The organism is Sphingopyxis macrogoltabida (assembly GCF_001307295.1).
GTDB lineage: Bacteria > Pseudomonadota > Alphaproteobacteria > Sphingomonadales > Sphingomonadaceae > Sphingopyxis > Sphingopyxis macrogoltabida_B.
This window is the reverse complement of sequence record NZ_CP012700.1, coordinates 1-19,256: the sequence shown is the minus strand read 5'-3', so window position 1 is coordinate 19,256 and position 19,256 is coordinate 1. Positions and strand designations below refer to the sequence as shown.

General features: G+C 66.8%; 21 protein-coding genes. 15 read left to right on the top strand and 6 right to left on the bottom strand.

The annotated features are described in order from the left end of the window. Positions 1 to 9 precede the first annotated feature (9 nt). Positions 10 to 726: a TetR/AcrR family transcriptional regulator gene (locus AN936_RS00105; protein WP_158500023.1), complete on the bottom strand. Its 717-nt coding sequence runs from the start codon at positions 724 to 726 to the stop codon at positions 10 to 12. A 524-nt stretch (positions 727 to 1,250) separates the two neighbouring features. Here AN936_RS00105 and AN936_RS00100 point away from each other — a divergent pair. The 10 genes from AN936_RS00100 (at position 1,251) to AN936_RS00055 (ending at position 8,730) form a co-directional block, all read left to right on the top strand. Further along, on the top strand, positions 1,251 to 2,759 hold the full coding sequence (locus tag AN936_RS00100; protein ID WP_054586366.1) for a YifB family Mg chelatase-like AAA ATPase: 1,509 nt from the start codon (positions 1,251 to 1,253) through the stop codon (positions 2,757 to 2,759). Positions 2,760 to 2,764: 5 nt separating this feature from the next. After that, positions 2,765 to 3,058, top strand: coding sequence for a DUF1905 domain-containing protein (locus tag AN936_RS00095; protein WP_054586365.1), 294 nt, complete (start codon positions 2,765 to 2,767; stop codon positions 3,056 to 3,058). 259 nt (positions 3,059 to 3,317) lie between these two features. Continuing rightward, entirely contained in the window at positions 3,318 to 3,629 is a 312-nt protein-coding gene (locus AN936_RS00090) for a PGPGW domain-containing protein (protein WP_234715687.1), read from the top strand. A gap of 101 nt (positions 3,630 to 3,730) precedes the next feature. After that, on the top strand, positions 3,731 to 3,865 hold the full coding sequence (rpmH, locus tag AN936_RS00085) for a 50S ribosomal protein L34 (protein WP_054586364.1): 135 nt from the start codon (positions 3,731 to 3,733) through the stop codon (positions 3,863 to 3,865). Positions 3,866 to 3,894: 29 nt separating this feature from the next. Then, the gene (rnpA, locus tag AN936_RS00080; RefSeq protein WP_084758079.1) at positions 3,895 to 4,233 is read left to right on the top strand and encodes a ribonuclease P protein component; all 339 of its coding nucleotides are present in this window, start codon (positions 3,895 to 3,897) and stop codon (positions 4,231 to 4,233) included. Between the two features lie 258 nt (positions 4,234 to 4,491). Continuing rightward, entirely contained in the window at positions 4,492 to 4,704 is a 213-nt protein-coding gene (yidD, locus tag AN936_RS00075) for a membrane protein insertion efficiency factor YidD (protein WP_054586362.1), read from the top strand. Between the two features lie 44 nt (positions 4,705 to 4,748). After that, positions 4,749 to 6,506 (top strand): membrane protein insertase YidC, encoded by a 1,758-nt coding sequence (gene yidC / locus AN936_RS00070; RefSeq protein WP_054586361.1) that lies wholly within the window; start codon positions 4,749 to 4,751, stop codon positions 6,504 to 6,506. Continuing rightward, a complete protein-coding gene (gene yihA, locus AN936_RS00065; protein WP_054586360.1) occupies positions 6,503 to 7,156 on the top strand; it encodes a ribosome biogenesis GTP-binding protein YihA/YsxC in 654 nt (217 codons plus the stop codon). The genes yidC and yihA overlap by 4 nt, the downstream gene beginning before the upstream one ends. 175 nt (positions 7,157 to 7,331) lie before the next feature. Next, positions 7,332 to 8,003 (top strand): glutathione S-transferase family protein, encoded by a 672-nt coding sequence (locus AN936_RS00060; RefSeq protein ID WP_054586359.1) that lies wholly within the window; start codon positions 7,332 to 7,334, stop codon positions 8,001 to 8,003. Positions 8,004 to 8,049: 46 nt separating this feature from the next. Beyond that, positions 8,050 to 8,730, top strand: coding sequence for a hypothetical protein (locus tag AN936_RS00055; protein ID WP_054586358.1), 681 nt, complete (start codon positions 8,050 to 8,052; stop codon positions 8,728 to 8,730). Here AN936_RS00055 and AN936_RS00050 read toward each other — a convergent pair. Further along, the gene (locus AN936_RS00050; protein WP_054586357.1) at positions 8,706 to 9,173 is read right to left on the bottom strand and encodes a cupin domain-containing protein; all 468 of its coding nucleotides are present in this window, start codon (positions 9,171 to 9,173) and stop codon (positions 8,706 to 8,708) included. The two genes, AN936_RS00055 and AN936_RS00050, sit on opposite strands and share 25 nt — an antisense overlap. A 108-nt stretch (positions 9,174 to 9,281) precedes the next feature. Between AN936_RS00050 and dapE the strand changes: the two genes are divergently transcribed. Continuing rightward, a complete protein-coding gene (dapE, locus tag AN936_RS00045) occupies positions 9,282 to 10,415 on the top strand; it encodes a succinyl-diaminopimelate desuccinylase (RefSeq protein ID WP_084758598.1) in 1,134 nt (377 codons plus the stop codon). Positions 10,416 to 10,424: 9 nt separating this feature from the next. Here dapE and AN936_RS00040 read toward each other — a convergent pair whose 3' ends face one another. The 3 genes from AN936_RS00040 to AN936_RS00030 are packed head-to-tail and all read right to left on the bottom strand — an operon-like array spanning position 10,425 to position 13,026. Next, positions 10,425 to 11,000 carry a Smr/MutS family protein gene (locus tag AN936_RS00040; protein ID WP_054586355.1) on the bottom strand — a complete coding sequence of 192 codons (576 nt, stop codon included), beginning with the start codon at positions 10,998 to 11,000 and terminating at the stop codon, positions 10,425 to 10,427. A 6-nt stretch (positions 11,001 to 11,006) separates the two neighbouring features. Continuing rightward, complete coding sequence (locus AN936_RS00035) at positions 11,007 to 12,338, bottom strand: murein transglycosylase A (RefSeq protein WP_054586354.1); 1,332 nt, start codon at positions 12,336 to 12,338, stop codon at positions 11,007 to 11,009. Positions 12,339 to 12,357: 19 nt separating this feature from the next. After that, positions 12,358 to 13,026 (bottom strand): Tim44/TimA family putative adaptor protein, encoded by a 669-nt coding sequence (locus AN936_RS00030; protein WP_149037560.1) that lies wholly within the window; start codon positions 13,024 to 13,026, stop codon positions 12,358 to 12,360. A gap of 266 nt (positions 13,027 to 13,292) precedes the next feature. Here AN936_RS00030 and secB point away from each other — a divergent pair, with 266 nt between their 5' ends. The 4 genes from secB to AN936_RS00010 all read left to right on the top strand — a co-directional run bounded on the left by secB (position 13,293) and on the right by AN936_RS00010 (position 17,277). Next, positions 13,293 to 13,811, top strand: a complete 519-nt coding sequence (gene secB / locus AN936_RS00025) for a protein-export chaperone SecB (RefSeq protein WP_054586353.1) — start codon at positions 13,293 to 13,295, stop codon at positions 13,809 to 13,811. A gap of 27 nt (positions 13,812 to 13,838) precedes the next feature. After that, positions 13,839 to 15,446 carry a murein biosynthesis integral membrane protein MurJ gene (gene murJ, locus AN936_RS00020; protein ID WP_054586352.1) on the top strand — a complete coding sequence of 536 codons (1,608 nt, stop codon included), beginning with the start codon at positions 13,839 to 13,841 and terminating at the stop codon, positions 15,444 to 15,446. Positions 15,447 to 15,449: 3 nt separating this feature from the next. Further along, a complete protein-coding gene (gene trpS / locus AN936_RS00015) occupies positions 15,450 to 16,466 on the top strand; it encodes a tryptophan--tRNA ligase (RefSeq protein ID WP_054586351.1) in 1,017 nt (338 codons plus the stop codon). Positions 16,467 to 16,593: 127 nt separating this feature from the next. Further along, positions 16,594 to 17,277, top strand: coding sequence for a DUF4136 domain-containing protein (locus AN936_RS00010; protein ID WP_173585633.1), 684 nt, complete (start codon positions 16,594 to 16,596; stop codon positions 17,275 to 17,277). Between the two features lie 112 nt (positions 17,278 to 17,389). On the opposite strand, the gene dnaA is transcribed toward AN936_RS00010, so the two are convergent. Further along, positions 17,390 to 18,751: a chromosomal replication initiator protein DnaA gene (dnaA, locus tag AN936_RS00005; RefSeq protein WP_054586350.1), complete on the bottom strand. Its 1,362-nt coding sequence runs from the start codon at positions 18,749 to 18,751 to the stop codon at positions 17,390 to 17,392. Positions 18,752 to 19,256 lie beyond the last annotated feature (505 nt).

Below are 19,256 nucleotides of genomic sequence, written 5' to 3'. Positions count from 1 at the left end.
GCGGGTGGTTCAGCCTCTGCCGAACAGCATGAGGATGTAACGCTTCAGGTGGGTGACGCTGTCGCGCGCGATCGCGGGATCGTCGGTGGTCTTCGCCATGATGAAGGCGCCCTGCAGCACCGCCTGGACGTGACGCGCGATGCTCATCGCGCTGACGCCCTGCGAAATGCCGTGGCGCGCGATCGCCGCCTCGATGTCGGGGGCCAGTGCCTCGCAATAGGCGTTGATGCTCGCCTCGCACGCGGCGCGGATCGCCGGATTGGTGCCATAGGCTTCCTGCACCATCGTGCCGACGAAGCAGGTGAAATCTTCCACTGGGCCGTCGAGCATCGCAAAGCGGAAGTCGATATGGCCGAGCAGGCGGTCGAGCGGATCGACCAGCCTGGTGTGCGGCGGCAGTTCGAACATCGGGCGGGCGCGCTCGGTCCAGCCTTCGGCAGCGGCGATCGCCAGCGCTTCCTTCGATTCGAAATGGTGGAAGAAGGCGCCCTTGGTGACCCCCGCCGCGGCGCAGATCTCGTCGACCGTCGTCGCGGCATAACCCTTGCGGCGCACCGTCGCATGCGCCGCGGCGATCAGCTTGTCGCGCGCGCTGCCGCGCGGCGTCCGGCGCGCCCCGGCCGGAGCGCCGCTATTCGCTGTGCCGCCGCCCGCCGGGGGGACATCGCGGGCGGCGGCGGGGCGCGGGGTGCGCCGGGGCGCGGCAGGGGGCTGATTCGTCGTCATGCGAATCGCCATACCGACTAGTTGGTATGTTGTCAAATCTGCGACGGCGGTTGAGTTGATGTTGGGCATGTACCGCGGTTGAGTGGCCGGTAATGGCCGGTAGCGGATACAAGATCCTCCCTGTGCCGCAGAGATGGGGAGGTGGCAGCCGCATCGCGGCTGACGGAGGGGCAGAGCGCGAAGCGCTCGCTGCGCTCGCGGCCCCTCCACCACCCTGCGGGTGATCCCCCTCCCCACGGCTGCGCCGCAGTGAGGATTGTATGGAAACGGCCGGTAACGGACCTAACCAATATCGTCACCCCGGACTTGATCCGGGGTCCATGACTTCGGCGCCGCAGTGGGTCCCGGATCAAGTCCGGGATGACGAATACGGGTGGAGCTACGTCCGCTCCCCACCCCAATGCGGCCTCAAACAAGCCATCCCACCCAAAAAGACTCGACCTTCCTTCCGCTTGCCGTAAAGAAGCATGGGGAACAAAGCAGGCACAGCGCGTGCCGTATCGGCAAGGGCAGCGGGGGATTTCATGGTCGCGATCGTTTCCACCGTTGCCTATCTCGGGCTCGATGCGCGCGGGGTGGAGGTGCAGTGCCAGATCACGCCGGGCGTCCCGCGCTTCGTCGTCGTCGGGCTACCCGACAAGGCGGTCGGCGAAAGCCGCGAGCGGGTGCGCGCCGCGATCGCCGCGATCGGCCTGTCGCTGCCGCCCAAGGTGATCACCGTCAACCTGTCGCCCGCCGACCTGCCGAAGGAAGGCTCGCACTACGACCTGCCGATCGCGCTCGCGCTGCTCGGTGCAATGGGGGTGGTCGATGCGGAAACGCTCGCCTCTTACGTTGTCGTCGGCGAGCTCGGGCTCGACGGGCGCGTCGCGGCATCGCCCGGCGTCCTCCTCGCCGCGCTGCACGCGGGCAGCGTCGAGCGCGGGCTGATCTGCCCCGCCGCGCAGGGGCCCGAAGCCGCTTGGGCGGGCCATGTCGAGGTGATCGGCGCGCCGGACCTCCTGTCGCTGCTCGGCCATTTCAAGGGCAGCGCGCTGCTTGCCGCGCCGGTGCCGGGCGAGGTCGAAACGCCGGTGCGCGGCGCCGACCTGGCGCAGGTGAAGGGCCAGGAGACCGCGAAACGTGCGCTCGAAATCGCTGCCGCCGGGGCGCATAATCTGATGATGTCGGGGCCGCCCGGTTCGGGCAAGTCGCTGATGGCGGCCTGCATGCCGGGCATCCTGCCCGAGCTGACCCCTGCCGAAGCGCTCGAAGTGTCGATGATCGCCTCGGTCGCCGGAACGCTCGAAGGGGGACGTCTCGTTCGCGCGCGGCCGTTCCGCGCCCCGCATCATTCGGCGTCGATGCCGGCGCTCGTCGGCGGGGGTCTCCGGGTGCGGCCGGGCGAGGTCAGCCTCGCGCACCTTGGCGTGCTCTTCCTCGACGAGCTGCCCGAGTTCCAGCGCGGCGTGCTCGATTCGCTGCGCCAGCCGCTCGAAACGGGCGAGGTCAGCGTGGCGCGCGCCAATGCGCATGTGACCTTCCCGGCGCGCGTCCAACTTGTCGCGGCGATGAACCCGTGCCGCTGCGGCCATCTTGGCGATCCGGCGCTCGCGTGCAGCCGCGCGCCGCGCTGCGCCGCCGATTATCAGGCGAAGCTGTCGGGTCCGCTGCTCGACCGTATCGACCTGCATGTCGAAGTGCAGGCGGTCAGCGCCGCCGACCTTGTCCTGCCGCCGCCCGCCGAGGGGAGCGCCGAGGTCGCCGCGCGCGTTGCGGCGGCGCGCGACATCCAGACGGCGCGTTACGCGGATCACAAGGCGCGCACCAACGCCGAAATCGACGGCGAACTGCTCGAGGCGGTCGCGACCCCGGACGAGCCGGGCCGCCAGCTGCTCGCACAGGCGGCGGAAGCAATGCGGCTCTCGGCGCGCGGTTATACGCGGATGCTGCGCGTCGCACGGACGATCGCCGACCTCGCGGGCGCCGAAACCGTCGGCCGCATCCATATCGCCGAGGCGCTGAGCTACCGGCGGCAGGCTCCGCGGAACTGAGGGCCATGGACGATATCGCATTCGAGGCGGAGATCATCGAATGGCGCGGACCCGCACCGTTCATGTTCGCCGCCATCCCCGACGAACATGTCGGCGCGATCCGCTATGCGGCGCTGTCGGAAAGCTATGGCTGGGGCGTCGTGCCCGCGGTCGCGCGGATCGGCGCGAGCGAGTTCACCACCTCGCTGTTCCCGCGCGACGGCGGCTATTTGTTGCCGGTGAAGGTCGCGGTGCAGAAAGCGGCCGGGGTCGGACTGGGCGATCGGGTGGCGGTGTTGTTGCGGGTCGGGCGAAGGTGAGGAGGCTGGCGAGGGACAGCGATGGCCGGGTTCGACCGGAAGCGGACATAAGGAAATAACTGTCGCCCCCGCGAGGCGGGGGCCGCCATCGGACTAGCGCAAGGTTGCCAGCGGCCCCCGCCTTCGCAAGGGCGACGAATATGGAATAGCCGCTCCCCAACCCAAATCCGACAGTCGTCCGGCCGCTGCCAATGCCCGGATCGCCGCGCCAAGCTGTTTTAGCCTTGCAACACGCCGTTCGCTCCCCACATCGCCCCCTATGGCGAAGCGGAGCCTCTATCAGCGGATGCGGTCAAACGCGCAGGTGCGTTCGGGGCTCTTCTGCCTTGGCGTATTGCTGATGATCGTCGCGGTGATCATCGGGCCGTTGCCCGGCCCCGGTTTCCTGATCGTCTTTCCCGTCGGGCTGATGCTGTGCCTGCAGAACAGCGCCTGGGCGAAGCGCGTCTATGTCCGTTTCAAATGGCGCCATCCGCGCTATGGCGACTGGGCCGACCGCGTGATGCGCCGGGTCAGCGCGGCGCGGCGGCGCGCCCGCGCGCGCCTCGAAAGCGCCATGGATGACGATTGACTTTGCGCCGACTCTCGCTTATCCGCGCCTCCATCGGTGGCCGCCCACGTTTGGCGGCCCTTTTCTGTTCGAGCCTTTAAAGAGAATTTGGGGATACCGCGATGAAGCGCACCTATCAACCGAGCCGCCTCGTGCGCAAGCGCCGTCACGGTTTCCGCGCCCGCAAGGCGACTGTCGGCGGCCGCAAGGTTCTCGCCAACCGCCGCGCGCAGGGCCGCAAGAAGCTGTCGGCCTGACCGCTGACGCTTCTGCGCCAGTTCCGCTGGTGCGAACGCTTTCAAAACGTAGCGAATTTCTGGCTGCGAATCGCGGCCTTCGCTTTCCCATGCCCGGCTTTGTCCTGCTCGTTCGCCCGCGCAGCGACGATGATGACACGCGGGGCATCGGCTATACCGTCAGCAAGAAGGTCGGCAATGCCGTCACGCGCAACCGGATGAAGCGCCGGCTGCGCGCGCTCTGCCGCGCCGCGCTCCCCGAATCGGGCATTGCCGGCGCCGATCATGTGCTGATCGGCCGGCCGGGCGGCAACGATATCGTCTTTGCCGAGCTGGCCGAGCAGCTCGATTCGGCGCTCCAGCGCGCCGCGAAGAAGCTGGCGAAGTGAAGCGCTGTCCTACATTATTCTGCCGGATTAGCGTGCGGGCATGAGCGTGGCATCACCCCTCCTGCGAACGCCATTTCAGCGTGAAGTTGCGCGGTTTTCCGGTACTTTCGCTACCGCGTCGCTCCCTATGTTTCGTCACCCCGGACTTGATCCGGGGTCCATTGACGCGACGGAGGAGGAGTGGATCCCGGATCAAGTCCGGGATGACGAAGATAGAGAAATTCAGTGTGAAGTTGCGCAGATTTCCGGGCTTTTCTTATGATCGCCCGTCTGCTCATCCTGATCGCGCGCGGCTGGCAGCTTGGCCCGTCGCGCATCCTGCCGCCGACGTGCCGTTATGCGCCATCGTGCAGCGAATATGCGATCGTCGCGCTGAAACGCCATGGTGCGATCAAGGGTGGCTGGCTGGCGACAAAGCGGCTATTGCGCTGCCATCCATGGGGCGGGCACGGTTACGACCCGGTGCCGTAATATACGAACTATCCCGACATCGAGACGAAGAGAGACCAACGAGCGTGGACGACAAACGTAACCTGATCGCGGCAATCCTGTTGTCGGTGGCCATCCTGCTGGGCTGGAACTTCGTCGCCGAGAAATTCTTCCCGACGCCCGCCAAGCCCGACGTGACGAAGACCGTCGCGGGCACCGGCGGCGCGCCCGCCGCCACCCCGGCGGCGCAGGGCCAGCCGTCGGCGCTGCCGACCCCGGGCGCCCCCGCGGCTGCGTCGGCGCCCGCCGCGATCCGTCCGATCGAAACGGTGCTTCGCGAAGGGCAGCGCATCCCGATCGAGACCCCGGCGCTGTCGGGTTCGATAAACCTTGTCGGCGCGCGCATCGACGACATCACGCTCACCAAATATCGCCAGACGATCCAGAAGGATTCGCCGCCGGTGCGCCTGTTCGCACCCGGCGGCACCGCGGCCGCCTATTTCGCCAGCATTGGCTGGTCGGCGCCGGGCGTGCAGGTTCCCGGTCCGAACACCGTCTGGACCGCGACGGGCGCCAAGCTGACCCCGACGAAGCCGGTCACGCTGAGCTGGGCCAATGGCGCCGGCCAGACCTTCCGTATCGAATATAGCATCGACGCCAATTACCTGATCACCGCGAAGCAGACGATCGCCAACACCGGAACCGCGCCGATCAGCGCCAGCAGCTTTGCGCTGATCGACCGCCTCGGCAAGCCGACCGATCCGCACGAGAAGGATAGCTGGACGATCCACATCGGCCCGACCGGTTACCTCGGCGGCAAGTCGGTGTTCGACGTCGATTATGACGATGTCGAAGAAGCGCCGAATCGCGCCGTCCGCTATAATTCGGCGGGCTGGCTGGGCTTTACCGACAAATATTGGCTCGCTGCGATCGTCCCGGCGAAGGGCGAGCGTGTCACCGCCGCGATCAGTTCGCCGGCGGCGAACAATTACCAGACCCTGTTCGCGCGCGATTTCCGGCAGGTTGCCCCGGGCACGCAGGTGACGACGACCAGCCGCATCTTTGCCGGTGCGAAGGAAGTCAGCATCCTGTCGAAATATCAGGACGACCAGGGCATCACGCGCCTGTCGAACGCGATCGACTGGGGCTGGTTCGAATTTTTCGAGGTGCCGATCTTCAAGCTGCTCGACTGGCTGTTCCGCCAGGTCGGCAATTTCGGTGTCGCGATCATGATCCTGACGCTGATCATCCGCACCCTGATGTTCCCGATCGCGCAGCGCCAGTTCGGCTCGATGGCGCAGATGCGCCTCGTCCAGCCGAAGATGAAGGCGCTGCAGGAACGGTACAAGGACGACAAGCCGAAGATGCAGCAGGAGCTGATGAAGCTCTACAAGGACGAGAAGATCAACCCGCTCGCCGGCTGTCTGCCGATCGTGCTGCAGATCCCGATCTTCTATGCGCTGTACAAGGTGCTGATGCTGACGATCGAAATGCGGCACCAGCCGTTCATCCTGTGGATCAAGGATCTGTCGGCGCCCGATCCGCTGCATATCCTCAACCTCTTCGGCCTGCTGCCGTTCACGCCGCCGTCGCTGCTCAGCATCGGTATCCTCGCGCTGATCCTCGGCATCACCATGTGGTTGCAGTTCCGCCTGAACCCGCAGTCGACCGATCCGGTGCAGCAGCAGGTGTTCAAGATCATGCCGTGGATGTTCATGTTCATCATGGCGCCGTTCGCGGCGGGGCTGCTGCTCTACTGGATCACCAATAACTGCCTGTCGATCGCGCAGCAGCAGTGGATGTACCGCAAGTTCCCCGAGTTGAAGACAGCGGTAGCGAAGTGAGCGACATCGAACCCGGTGACGATCCCGAGCTGACCGAACGCGCGCGCAAGCTGTTTGCGGGGCCGATTGCCTTCCTGAAATCGGCACCGGCGCTGCAGCACCTGCCCGCGCCCGGGGTACCCGAGATCGCCTTTGCCGGCCGCTCGAACGTCGGCAAATCGTCGCTGCTCAACGCGCTGACCAACCGCAACGGGCTCGCGCGCACGTCGGTGACGCCGGGGCGGACGCAGGAGCTCAACTATTTCGACGTCGGATCGCCTCTGGTGTTCCGCCTCGTCGATATGCCGGGCTACGGCTTTGCCAAGGCGCCGAAGGATGTCGTCAAAAAGTGGCGCTTCCTCGTCAACGACTACCTTCGCGGCCGCGCGGTGCTGAAACGCACACTTGTGCTGATCGACAGCCGCCACGGCATCAAGGATGTCGACCGCGAGGTGCTCGAGATGCTCGACCTCGCCGCAGTCAGCTACCGCCTCGTGCTCACCAAGACCGACAAGGTGAAGGCGAGCGACCTTGCCGCGGTGCAGGCTGCGACCGAGGCCGAAGCGCGCAAGCATCCGGCGGCGCATCCGCAGGTGATCGCGACGAGCAGCGAAAAGGGCATGGGGATCGCCGAGCTGCGGACCGCGGTGCTGGAAGCGGTCGAAAGTTGAACATCTCCCCTCCCGCTTGCGGGAGGGGAGTTGCTGGTCGAATGTGCCCCCGGCACATTCTTGGCTAGCTGGGGGCTGGCCAACCCGCAACTGGGAGGGCATGTTCCGAACCCAATGTGGCCTTACAGGCCCTCCCCTAGCCCCTCCCGCAAGCGGAGGGGAATTTGGAGACCCCATGAAACTCTTCCTCGGCAACAAGGCCTATTCGAGCTGGAGCCTGCGCGGCTGGCTCGCCGCGAAGCATAGCGGGTTGCCGTTCCAGGAAGTCACCGTGCCGCTCTATGACGAGGAATGGTCGAACCGGCGCGAGGGCGACGAGTTCGCGCCGTCGGGCGGCAAGGTGCCGATCCTGTGGGACGGCGAGGATATCGTCGTCTGGGACAGCCTCGCGATCATCGATTATCTCAACGAAAAGACCGGCGGCACGCGCCGATACTGGCCTGAGGATATAGCGGCGCGCGCGATGGCGCGGTCGATGGCAGCCGAAATGCATTCGAGCTTCGCCGCGCTGCGCCGCAACCACAGCATGAACATCCGCCGCATCTATCCGGCGGCCGAACTGCTGCCCGAGGTGCAGGCCGACGTCATCCGCATCCTGCAGATCTGGGCCGAAGCGCGGGCGCGCTTCGGCGGCGAAGGCGATTTCCTGTTCGGCGACTGGTCAGCGGCCGACATCATGTTCGCGCCGGTGGTCACCCGCTTCGTCACTTACTCGATCCCGCTGCCGCGCTTTGCCCTGCCCTATTGCCAGGCGGTGATCAGCCATCCGCACATGCAGGAATGGATCGGCGGCGCGCAGGCCGAGGACTGGGTCATCGAACAGTTCGAAGGACCGGTGGGCGACTGAACGCGCCGTTCAGCGCAGGATCATTCGCGCTTGCTAACAGCGACGCATGCGCAAACCGACGATCCTGTCGCTGGCCGCCGCGGCCCTGCTCCTCCCCGCCGCGAGTCCCGCCGCCGCTCCGGGTGCGGCCGAATGGGAGATCGGGCCGATCATCCGTGGCCGGAACTATTCGCAGGCCATGCCGCTCCGCCCGCAGCCGACGCGTACCGGCTGGCGATTCGACTTTCCCGTCGGCGACAGCCCCGCGGCGGGCCATGTCCATTATGTCACCTACCGCCCCGCGCCGATCGCGCCCGGATCGCGAATCATCGTCCGCTATCGCGTCGACGCACGCGCCGGCACGCGCTTCGTCCCGCAGGAAAGGCCCGACCTTCCCGCAACCGTCTCGCTCTATTTCCAGCGGCGCGGCGACAATTGGACCGCCAGGGGCCGGTACGAACGGTTCCGCTGGTACGCTCCGGCCGCGACGGTCCGCAAGATCGCGCGGGGCGAGCATGAAATGATCGTGCGACTCGACGATCCGAACTGGATTTCGGTCAACAGCCGGTCGGCGAAATCGGACTCAGGAGCGCTCGAAGCGGCGCTGGCCGATATCGACCGAATCGGCCTCGTTTTCGGTTCCTCGGCGGCGCGCGGCCATGGCGTCTACGCCACCGCCCCCGCCCGCTTCACCTTGCTGAGCTTCCGGATCGAGCCGGCCGGTCAGGGAAGCCGCGACGTCGGGTAAGGCGTGCCGTCCTTGTGGAAATAGCCGTCGGGCGTGAACAGCATGTCGATGTCCGAATAGCCGCCGCCGGTGTCATGTTTCTTGCCGCCACCCAGCGCGACGAACACACAGTCTGCGTCCGATTCGTTGATCAGGTGATGGCCGTTGGTGCTGCCCTTCGGCCACACCGCGATATCGCCGGGGCGCATCGGCCAGCGGCCCTCGTCCTCGACCAGCACGGCCTCGCCGGCGATCATCACGAGCATCTCGTCCTCGCCGGCATGCCAGTGGCGCTGCGACGACCAGGCGCCGGGTTTGAGCACCACATGACTGGCCGCGAAATCGTCGAGCCCGGTAACGGGAGCGAGGCGGCGGTACCAGCGGCCCTGGACCCGGTCGCTGTAGGGCGCGGGATAGCCGGTCGCATTGGTCTGCGGGATCGCATCGAGATCGAGCTTGGGCATGGCAGTTCTCCGGCATTTGTTCTGCCTTTGTTTCGCATATTCGCGCGACGATGCAAAGCCTCGACTTACGCCGGGTGCAGGGCGTAAGGGAGCGGCATGATCCGTAGCATGACCCAAGGCATCGACCCCGTCCAACTGGCGAAAGCCCTGATCGCCGCGCCCAGCGTCACCCCCGCCACCGGCGCGGTGTTCGACGTGGTCGAGGCGGCGCTGACCCCGCTCGGCTTCACCGTCGAGCGCTTTATCGACGGCATCGAGCCCGACGGGCCGGTCGAAAACCTGCTCGCGGTGCGCGCCGGCAAGGGTCCCAAACATTTCGGCTTTGCCGGGCATCTCGACGTCGTGCCGCCGGGCGTCGGCTGGACCGGCGATGCCTTTGCCCCCGAAGTGCGCGGCGACCTGCTCTACGGCCGCGGCGCGGTCGACATGAAGGGTTCGATCGCCGCCTTCGTGGCCGCTGCCGCCGCGACGCCGGTCGAGGCAGGCACGATCAGCCTGATCATCACCGGCGACGAAGAAGGCCCGGCGATCTTCGGCACCCGGGCGCTGATGGAGCATATGGAGGGGCGCGGCGTTCGCCCCGACATGATCGTTGTCGGCGAGCCGACCTCGGTCAACCGGCTCGGCGACATGGTGAAGATCGGGCGGCGCGGGTCGGTCAATATCTGGATCGACGTGCCGGGGACGCAGGGCCATGTCGCCTATCCGCACCTCGCCGACAATCCGATCCCCAAGTTGGTCAGGATCGCCGCGGCGATCGACGCGGTGGTGCTCGACGAGGGTAACGACTGGTTCCAGCCGTCGAACATCGAATTCACCGATATCGAGGTCGGCAACGGCGCGACCAACGTCATCCCGGCGTCGGCGCGCGCGCGGCTGTCGATCCGCTTCAACGACCAGCACCGGGGCGCCGATCTGGTCGCGATGATCGAACGCATCGCGCATGCGGTCGAACCGAATGCAAAGGTCCTCGGCAAGATTTCAGGCGAGGCTTTCCTGACCCCGCCAGGCGACCTGTCGGCACTGGTCGCCGAGGCGATCCATGCCGAGACCGATATCATGCCCGAATTTTCGACGACAGGCGGCACGTCCGACGCGCGTTTCCTATCGGCGCTGTGCCCGGTGGTCGAATTCGGGCTGACCAACGCGACAATGCACAAGCTCGACGAGGCGGTTGCCGTCGATGACCTCCACACGCTGACCGCCATCTATCGCGGCATATTGATGCGCGCTTTTCTCTAGCCCGCGCGCCTAATCTTCCCTGGCGCGCCGCAGGATCACATAGACCGCCCCCGCCCCGCCGTGGCTGATGTGCGCGGGGCGCAGCGCGACGATTGCGTCGGCATGGGGCGAATAAGCGAGCCAGTCGGGCAGCGAAGCACGGATCGCGCCGCGCGGACGCGGATCGCCGTGCATCGTCGGCAAGCGGTCGGCCCCGGGGCGCAGGCGCCCGGCGACGACCAGCAGCACCCGCGCCTCGCGCAGCAGTGCACGGCCGATCGCATCGTCGAGCAGCGCCTGCGCCGACGCGAGCGTGTGCCCGTGCAGGTCGATGCTCATGTCGGGGCGGACGAGCCCCTTGCGCAGCCGCCGGTCCCAATGACCGTCGAGCGTCGCGGTCTGATGCGTACGGCGCGGCGGCGGCAGCTTCGGCGCCGGACGCGGCGCGGCAGCAGGTGCCACCGGGGTGCGAGGCGCGACCTTGGGCGGGCGCACGGCCGGCGGCGCGGCGGGATCGAGCACCGGCGTGCGCTTGCGCAGCGGTTCGACGGTCGCGGCGACCTTTTTCCAGAGCGCATTTTCTTCGGGAGCGAGCCGCCGTCCCATGGCGCGTCAGCGCGCGGGGATCAGCCGCGCGATGCTGGCGCGCGGCAACAGCAGCAGCGCCGAACCGCGCCCCGACATGCCGCCGGCGATCGCGCGCGCTTCGTCGCCCGCGCCCCAGAAGCTGTCGAAGCGGTTGGCGCCCTTGATCGCGCCGCCGGTATCCTGCGCAATCCACAGCCCATTGGGCTCGGCGCGGTCGAGCGACAGGAAGACGGGGGCGCCGAGCGGAACATATTTGGGATCGGCGGCGACGCTGGCGCGGCCGGTGACGGGCACGCCGAGCGCGCCGAGCGGCCCCGGGCCGGTGATCTCGCGGAAGAAGACCCAGCTGGGGTTCTCGTTCATCACCGCCGCGCCGCGCACCGGATCGGCGCGCAGATAGGCGAGAATGCCCTGCATCGACGCCTGCCCGCTCTGCAATTCGCCGCGGTCGAGCAGCAGCTTGCCGATGCCGACATAGTCGCGGCCGTTCTGGCTGTCGTAACCGATGCGCATCACGCCGCCGTCGGGGAGGCGCAGGCGGCCCGACCCTTGCACCTGCAGGAAGAAAAATTCGGCCGCGTCGGCCGCCCAGGCGATCTCGAGCCCGCGCCCTTCGAGCGCGCCGCGTTCGATCGTCGTGCGGTCGTAATAGGGGACGAAATTTGTGCCCTCGACGCGGCCGCGGATCTTCTTCCCTTTGAGATCGGCCGAAAACTGGCCGAGGTCGACGTCGACCAGATCGTTCGGACGGCGATAGATCGGCACGTCGTATCCCGCGCGTTTCGTCCGCGATCCGGCAATTTCAGGCTCGTAATAGCCGGTGACGAAGGCGGTTCCCGCTCCGACCTGCACGGTGCCGAAATAGCGCGCGAAAAAGGCGCTCGCGTCATCGTCGGCCCAGCCCTTCGCCGCGTTGCAGCTTTCGGCCCAGTCGGCATTTTGCGTCAGCCCGCTGGCGTCGGCGCGGCGCTGGACCGACGGGCAACTGAGCCGGAAGGCGGCGAGCGCGGCCTTCGCCTGCGCCGCCGACACGCCGAGCTTGTCAAACGCCGGCCCGGCAATGACGCCGCTCGCCGCCGCGGTCGTCGCACCGGCGGGGACCGGCGCCGCGGGGAGCACGGGATTTGGGGTCGCCGGGATCGGTTTCGCTGCGACGACGCCGCTTTCGGACGGACGCGGCTGATAGGGGCGCACCGGGCCAGTCGGTGCTGGACTCGGTGTCGGTTTGCTGTTCGCAGGCGGCGGATTGGCGGCAACCGGGCCCGCCCCGGCATCGGGAACGATCGACGCGCAGCCAGCGAGCAGCGGCAGCGCCACAAAGGATGCGAATCCGAAAGCGCGCGCGCGTCGCGCCATCACCGTCGCGGGCACCGGCTCAGGCTGCTTCGGCTTCGTCGAGCAGCCAGTTGGGGTCGCTGCTGTCGATCGTGCGGCGGAAGGTCCACAGATCGTCGGTCGCCGACGCATCGCTCATCGATCCGGCGATCATCCGGCCGTCGGCATCGCGGGTGACAGCGCTGATGTCGGCGCGGTAGCGCACGGTGACCCGCGCTTCGTTGCGATTGAGGTCGACCGCGGTGATCTTGGCCGAATCGATCCCGATCAGGCGGTTGTCAAGCTTTTCGCCGCGCGCCTCGCGCGCCGCGATGGCTTCGGCGAACGCTTCGTAGCTGTCGTCGTCGCACAGGTCACGCAGCGTATCGCGGTCGCCGCTCCAATAGGCTTCGAGGATCATGCGATAGGCCGATTCGGCGCCTTCCATGAAGCGGCCGGCGTCGAAATGGCGGTCGGCGGCGAGCAGCGCGCGCAGCCCGGTTTCGGCGGCAGGCTCATAGACGAGCCCAGAGGCATCGGCCGCTCCACCCTGCGTCGTCGCGGGCGCATCGCCGTCGTCGAGACGGACCGGAGCGGGCGCCGCACGGTCGTCGCGGCGCGGCAGCACGGGTTCCTGTTCATGCCCCGTGCGCTTGCCGAGCACCGAATAGAGCCGCATGCCGAGGAAAGCGGCAATCATGGCGAGCAGGACGATCGAAAAAGCGGTCACGGGCAAATGTCCAATGCGGCGATAGAATAATCGGGCTTAACATAGGCGATGCGCGCCGATGTTTCAAATCTCCATGACTTGGCGCGCGCGACAGGTCAACGTCTGGCGCGCCCGACGGTTGCGGGCAAGCGCCCGGACTGCCCCGGACGGACGCCCATTGTGCTGGTCGCGCGGCGCTGCTAAGCGCCGCCGCAACTTTCCGGCGGCGGGGCCATCCGGCTGACGGTGCCGATCCTTCCTTCGATTTCCAGACGAAAGACTTGACCATGGCCGAAGAGACCAGCAGCGACCTCAATAACCCCGCCCTGCAGCCCAACGGCGAGGATACGAGCCCCGCGATCGGCCTGATTTCGCAATATGTGAAGGACATGTCTTTCGAGAACCCGAACGCTCCCGCCGTCTATCAGTGGCAGTCGGCGCCGCAACTCGACGTCCAGTTCAACATCAGCGCCGAAGGCGTCGGCGATAACCTCTATGAAGTCGCGCTGAAGGTCGATGTGACGTCGAAGGGCGACGAGGGCACGGCGTTCGTCGTCGACCTCAAATATGCCGGCCTGTTCGGCGTTCGCAACGTCCCCGACGACCAGCTCCAGCCCTTCTTCCTCGCCGAAGCGCCGCGCATCCTGTTTCCCTTTGCGCGCCGCGTGATCGCCGATGCGGTCCGCGACGGCGGTTTCCCGCCGCTGCTGCTCGAACCGATCGATTTCCACGGCCTGTTCATGCAGCAGGTTCAGGCGCAGGGCGAAGGCCAGGCCGACATCCCGGCCCCGGTCGGCGAGGCGTAAGACGGTCCTGCGGGGCGAGCGCGCGGCTTGACCAGCCTGGTCAAAAGCGTCGGGACGATCGGCGGGCTGACCCTGGTCAGCCGCATCTTCGGCTTTGCGCGCGACATGCTGCTCGCCCGCGTGCTCGGCGCCGGCCTCGCCGCCGACGCCTTCCAACTCGCCTTCACCCTGCCCAACACCTTCCGCCGCCTGTTCGCCGAGGGCGCCTTTTCGGTCGCCTTCGTCCCCATGTACAGCCGCGCACTGCACAAGGCAGAGAGCGACGGCGGTGGCGAAGAGGCCGCGGCCAAATTCGCCGACGATGTCTTGTCGGTGTTCCTCTGGGTATTGCTCGCCTTTTCGGGGCTGATGATGATCGCGATGCCGGGCATCGTGTGGCTCCTCGCGCGCGATTTTCAGGAGGTACCGGGCAAGTTCGAGCTCGCGGTGTTCCTGAGCCGCCTGACCTTTCCCTATCTGGCGCTGGTCAGCCTCGTCGCGATGCTGTCGGGCCTGCTCAACGCGCGGTCGCGCTTCGCACCGGGCGCCTTTGCGCCGGTGCTGCTCAATATCGTCCTGATCGCGGGCATATTGACCGGCGCGTGGCTGCGCGGGCCGGGGCATGACGACCGCATCGTCGCGATCGCACTCGCGGTGTCGGTCAGCTTGGCCGGGGTGGCACAGCTCGCCTATCTGATCTGGTCGGTGCGCCGCGCCGGGCTCCGCCTCCACTGGCGCCTGCCGCGCTTCACCCCCGAGGTAAAGAAGCTCGGCCTGCTGATTCTGCCCGCGACCTTCGGCGCCGGCATCTACCAGATCAGCCAGTTCGTCGACACCTTCTTCGCGACCAGCCTGCCGCAGGGGTCGCTGACCCTGCTCAAGCTCGCCGACCGGCTGAACCAGATGCCGCTCGGCATCGTCGGCATCGCGCTCGGCACCGCGATCCTGCCGATGCTGTCGCGCCATATCCATTCGGGCGACGTCGCCGAGGCGCAGCGATTGCAGGGCAATGCGTTCGAGATGGCGACGCTGCTGACCCTCCCCGCTGCCGCAGCGCTCGCGATCTGCGCCCCCGCCTTCACCGCCGCCTTCTTCGTCGGCGGCAAGTTTACCGCCGCCGACGGCGCGATCATGGCGCATATCGTCGTCGCGCTGGTCGCCGGGCTGCCCGCCTATGTCATCGTCAAAATCCTCAACCCCGGCTTTTTCGCGCGCGAGGATATGCGCACCCCGGTGTGGACCGCGCTCGCCTCGCTGATCATCAACATCGCGATCAACCTTTATGTCGTCGAGCGGTACGGCATCGTCGGGCTCGCCGCGGCGACCGCGGTGTCGGCGAGCATCAACTGCCTCTTGCTCTACACCGTCCTCCACCGCCGCGGCTGGTTCCATTTCACCACGAAGCTCGCAGGCAAGATCGCGCGCCAGATCGTCGCCGTGGCGGCGATGTCGGCGCTGCTGTGGTGGATGATGCCGAGGCTCGCGCCTTATTATGGCGCCGGGGTGTTCGACCGCATCTGGTCGCTCGTCGCACTCGTCGCCGCGGGCGGCGCGGCCTTTTTCGCCGCCGCCTTCCTCGTCGGCGCGCTTGACAAGGATCTCCTCGCCATGCTCACGCGGCGGCGCGCGAAAGTATCGGCGCCGGAACAGGAGTAGACCATGCGGATCGTATCGGGCATCCAGCCCACCGGAAATTTGCACCTCGGCAATTATCTGGGCGCGATCCGCAACTGGGTACGGATGCAGAACGAGGTCGCGGAGGGCGGAGGCGACTGCCTCTTCTTCCTCGCCGACCTCCACGCGCTGTCGATGCCGCATGTCCCGGCCGACCTGACCGCGAACACGCGCGCGATGACCGCGGCGCTCGTCGCCTGCGGGATCGATCCCGACCGCTCGACCTTGTTCAATCAGGCGCGCGTCCCGGCGCACGCCGAACTGCAATGGCTGCTCAACGGCACCGCGCGGCTCGGCTGGCTCAACCGGATGACGCAGTTCAAGGACAAGTCGGGCAAGAATCGCGAAAGCGCCTCGGCGGCACTTTATACCTACCCGGTGTTGCAGGCAGCCGACGTGCTGCTCTATCAGGCGACGCACGTCCCGGTCGGCGAGGACCAGAAGCAGCATCTCGAACTGGCGCGCGACATCGCGCAAAAGTTCAACAATGATTATGCGCGCCCCGAGGCGCCGGTCTTCACCCTGCCCGAACCGATCATCCCGCCGGGCGCGGCACGGATCATGAGCCTGCGCGACGGATCGGCGAAGATGTCGAAGTCGGACCCGTCTGACATGAGCCGGATCAACCTGACCGACGATGCCGACACGATGATGCAGAAGGTGCGGAAAGCGAAGACCGACCCCGAACCGCTGCCGTCGGACGCGGCGGGGCTGGAGGGACGGCCCGAGGCGAAGAATCTCGTCGGTATCTATGCGACCTTCGCCGATGTTTCGGTGGATGCGGTGCTCGGCGATTTTGCTGGGAAGGGTTTCGGTGCGTTCAAACCCGCGCTCGGCGAATTGCTGGTCGAAAAGCTGGGGCCGATCAACGCGCGCTTCGTCGCGCTCAAGGACGATCATGCGACGCTCGACGCGATATTGGAAAAGGGCGCCAGCAAGGCGCGCGCCCTTGCAAAGCCGACGCTCGACGCCACTTATGGCATACTCGGCCTATGTCGCTGAAATGACAGCGGCGACGGAGAAGCGGCCGGGAACGAAGTTGCGACGAAACGGGTTCAACCAAGGTTAAGTCGCATCGGCGTAGTCATGCTATATGAGTGCGATACATATGCGCATCGAATCACGGAGCATGAAGATGAGCAAGATGAACCTCCGGCGGCTGGGCCTTGCCGCCATGACGGGCGCGGCGCTGGCGCTGGCCGGGTGCGCAACGCCGTTCAAGGCCGATGTGGCCCGTTTTCAGACGCAGCTTCCCGCCCCGCAGGGGCAAAGCTTTGCGATCGAATCGAGCGACCCCGCGTTGCAGGGCGGGATTGAATTCAATCAATATGCGAGCATCGTTGCCGGCGAACTGACGCGTTACGGCTATCGCCCTGCCGCGTCGGGGGAACGGCCCGATATGCTGGTGCGGATGGACTATGGTGTCGACAAGGGCCGCGAGCGGGTGGTGTCGAGCCCCGGCTTCGGCGGCCCCTGGGGCGGCTATTACGGCGGCGGCTTCTATCGCCCGGTGATCGTCCGTGGTCCGCGCGGCCGCCGCTATGTCTATGGCTGGAGCGATCCCTTCATGTGGGGTCCCGGCTGGGGCTATAACGACGTCAGCAGCTACACCGTCTATACTAGCGGCATGCAGCTGCAGATCAACCGCGCCTCCGACGGCTACCGGCTGTTCGAAGGCCGCGCCGAAGCGCAGTCGCGCGACAACAATCTGCAGCAGATCGTCCCGAACCTGATCGAGGCGATGTTCACGGGCTTCCCCGGCAATTCGGGCGAACGGGTGCGCATCACGGTGGCGCCGCCCGAAAAGGGCTGAGCCACTTGCCAAGAAGCGGAAAAGCCCGCTCTCCGACAGGAAGGCGGGCTTTTTCATGCCCGGCGCCAAAGCGTGGACAAGCCCGGGGATAAGTCCGGCAGAAGCCTGTGGATCAGCTGTTGAGCGCGCGCCGGATCGCCGCGATCTCGGCGTCGAGTTCGCTGTCGCTGACGCGCAGCGCCTCGACCGTCCGCACCGCGTGGATCACGGTCGAATGGTCGCGGCCGCCGAAGCGCCGCCCGATTTCGGGATAGGAGCGCGGGGTCAGTTCCTTGGCGAGATACATGGCGACCTGCCGCGGGCGCGCGATCGCGCGGACGCGGCGCTTCGACGCCATCTCGCTCTTGTCGAGCCGGTAATGCGCGCAGACCGCGCGCTGGATCTCGTCGATCGTGATCCGCGGCCGGGCGCTGCGGACATTTTCGGCCAGCCGGTCCTCGGCGAGTGCGAGGTCGAGCCGCGCGCCGGTGAGCGCCGCATAAGCGAGCAGCTTGTTGAGCGCGCCTTCGAGTTCGCGGATGTTGCGGGTGAAATGCTTGACCAGATAGGCGACGACGTCGTCGGGCACCTCGACCATCGGCATCGCGGCGAGCCGCTGGCGGATGATCCGTTCGCGCAGGTCATCCTCGGGCGCCTCGATATCGGCGACCAGTCCGCCGGCCAGCCGCGACAGGAGCCGCGCCTCGACCCCGTCGAGCATCGTCGGCGGACGATCGGCGGTGACGACGAGGCGCTTGCCCGCGGTCATAAGGTCGTCGATCGTGTGGAGCAATTCCTCCTGCGTCGAATTCTTGCCGATCACGAACTGGAGATCGTCGAGCAGCAGCAGGTCGGCGGCGCGCAGCCGCGCCTTGAACGCCATCATGTCGCCGCCGCGCATCGCGCCGACGAATTCGAGCATGAATTTTTCCGCCGACATCAGAATGATGTTCGCGGTCGGATGGATCAGCGCATAGGCCTGCGCGATCGCGTGGAGCAGATGCGTCTTGCCCTGCCCGGTGCCCGAGCAAAGATAGAGCGGGTTGAATTGCGGCGCCTCGGCCATCGCCATGCGGCGCGCGGCGTTGGCGGCGAGGATGTTCGAGCGCGCGACGACGAAGCGGTCGAACGACAGGCGCGGGTCGAAGTTCAGCAGCGCCGGATTCGCCGCCGGCGCCGGCGGCGCTTCGAAAGCGGGCAGCGGCGGCTGGGCGAGAATCGCGGCGCGGTCGGCCGCGGCGGCCCCGCCGCGCACCGCGACGCTGCGCACCGCGGGCAGATGCTGCCGCCACGCGAGTTCGAGCCGGTCGCCGAAGCGTTCGTTGATCCAGTTCGCCGAAAAGCGGCTTGCCGTCTCGAGCGTCACCACCCCCGACAGGCTGCAGAAATCGGCAAAGCGCACCGGCTTCAACCAATGGTCGAAGGTGCGCGCGCCAAGGTCGCGGCGCAGCCCTTCGGCGACGCGCGGCCAGAGCGTTGCGGCGTCGCCGCTCATCGCCCTTGCTCTCGCGTCGATACCATGCCGATTCCCTTTTGTGTCACGCCGTACCGCCCCCCGAATCCCCCGGTCATCAAACAGCGCGTGCGGCCGGCCCATGCCGATTCGGCGCCTGCGGCAAGGCGCAAGCATCCTTTCCCGGGCAACGGGCCCGAAAAAATGCGAATCATGTCGATGTGGCGGCCACCGGCGAAGGCCGACGACGCCCCTGTCTAGTCAGGCCGCCGCGAGTCGATCAAGGGTCGGCCGTGTAAAAATACTGAAATAAAAATCTTGACTCACCTGACCCCTCAGAAAATCGCCGAAGGGTCAATTAGTCCTTTTATTTCAATATCTTATTTATGACAGCCGGAGCCCAAGGAAACGAATCGCCGTAAATCCGTCACTTACCGCGCTGCAACACTATTGCCATGACCGCGTCACAATCGCGCGCATGCCGCGGACGCAAAAAAGACCCGCCGGAAGCTGCCGGCGGGTCTTTTGGATCGCTGTCCGGCGAAAG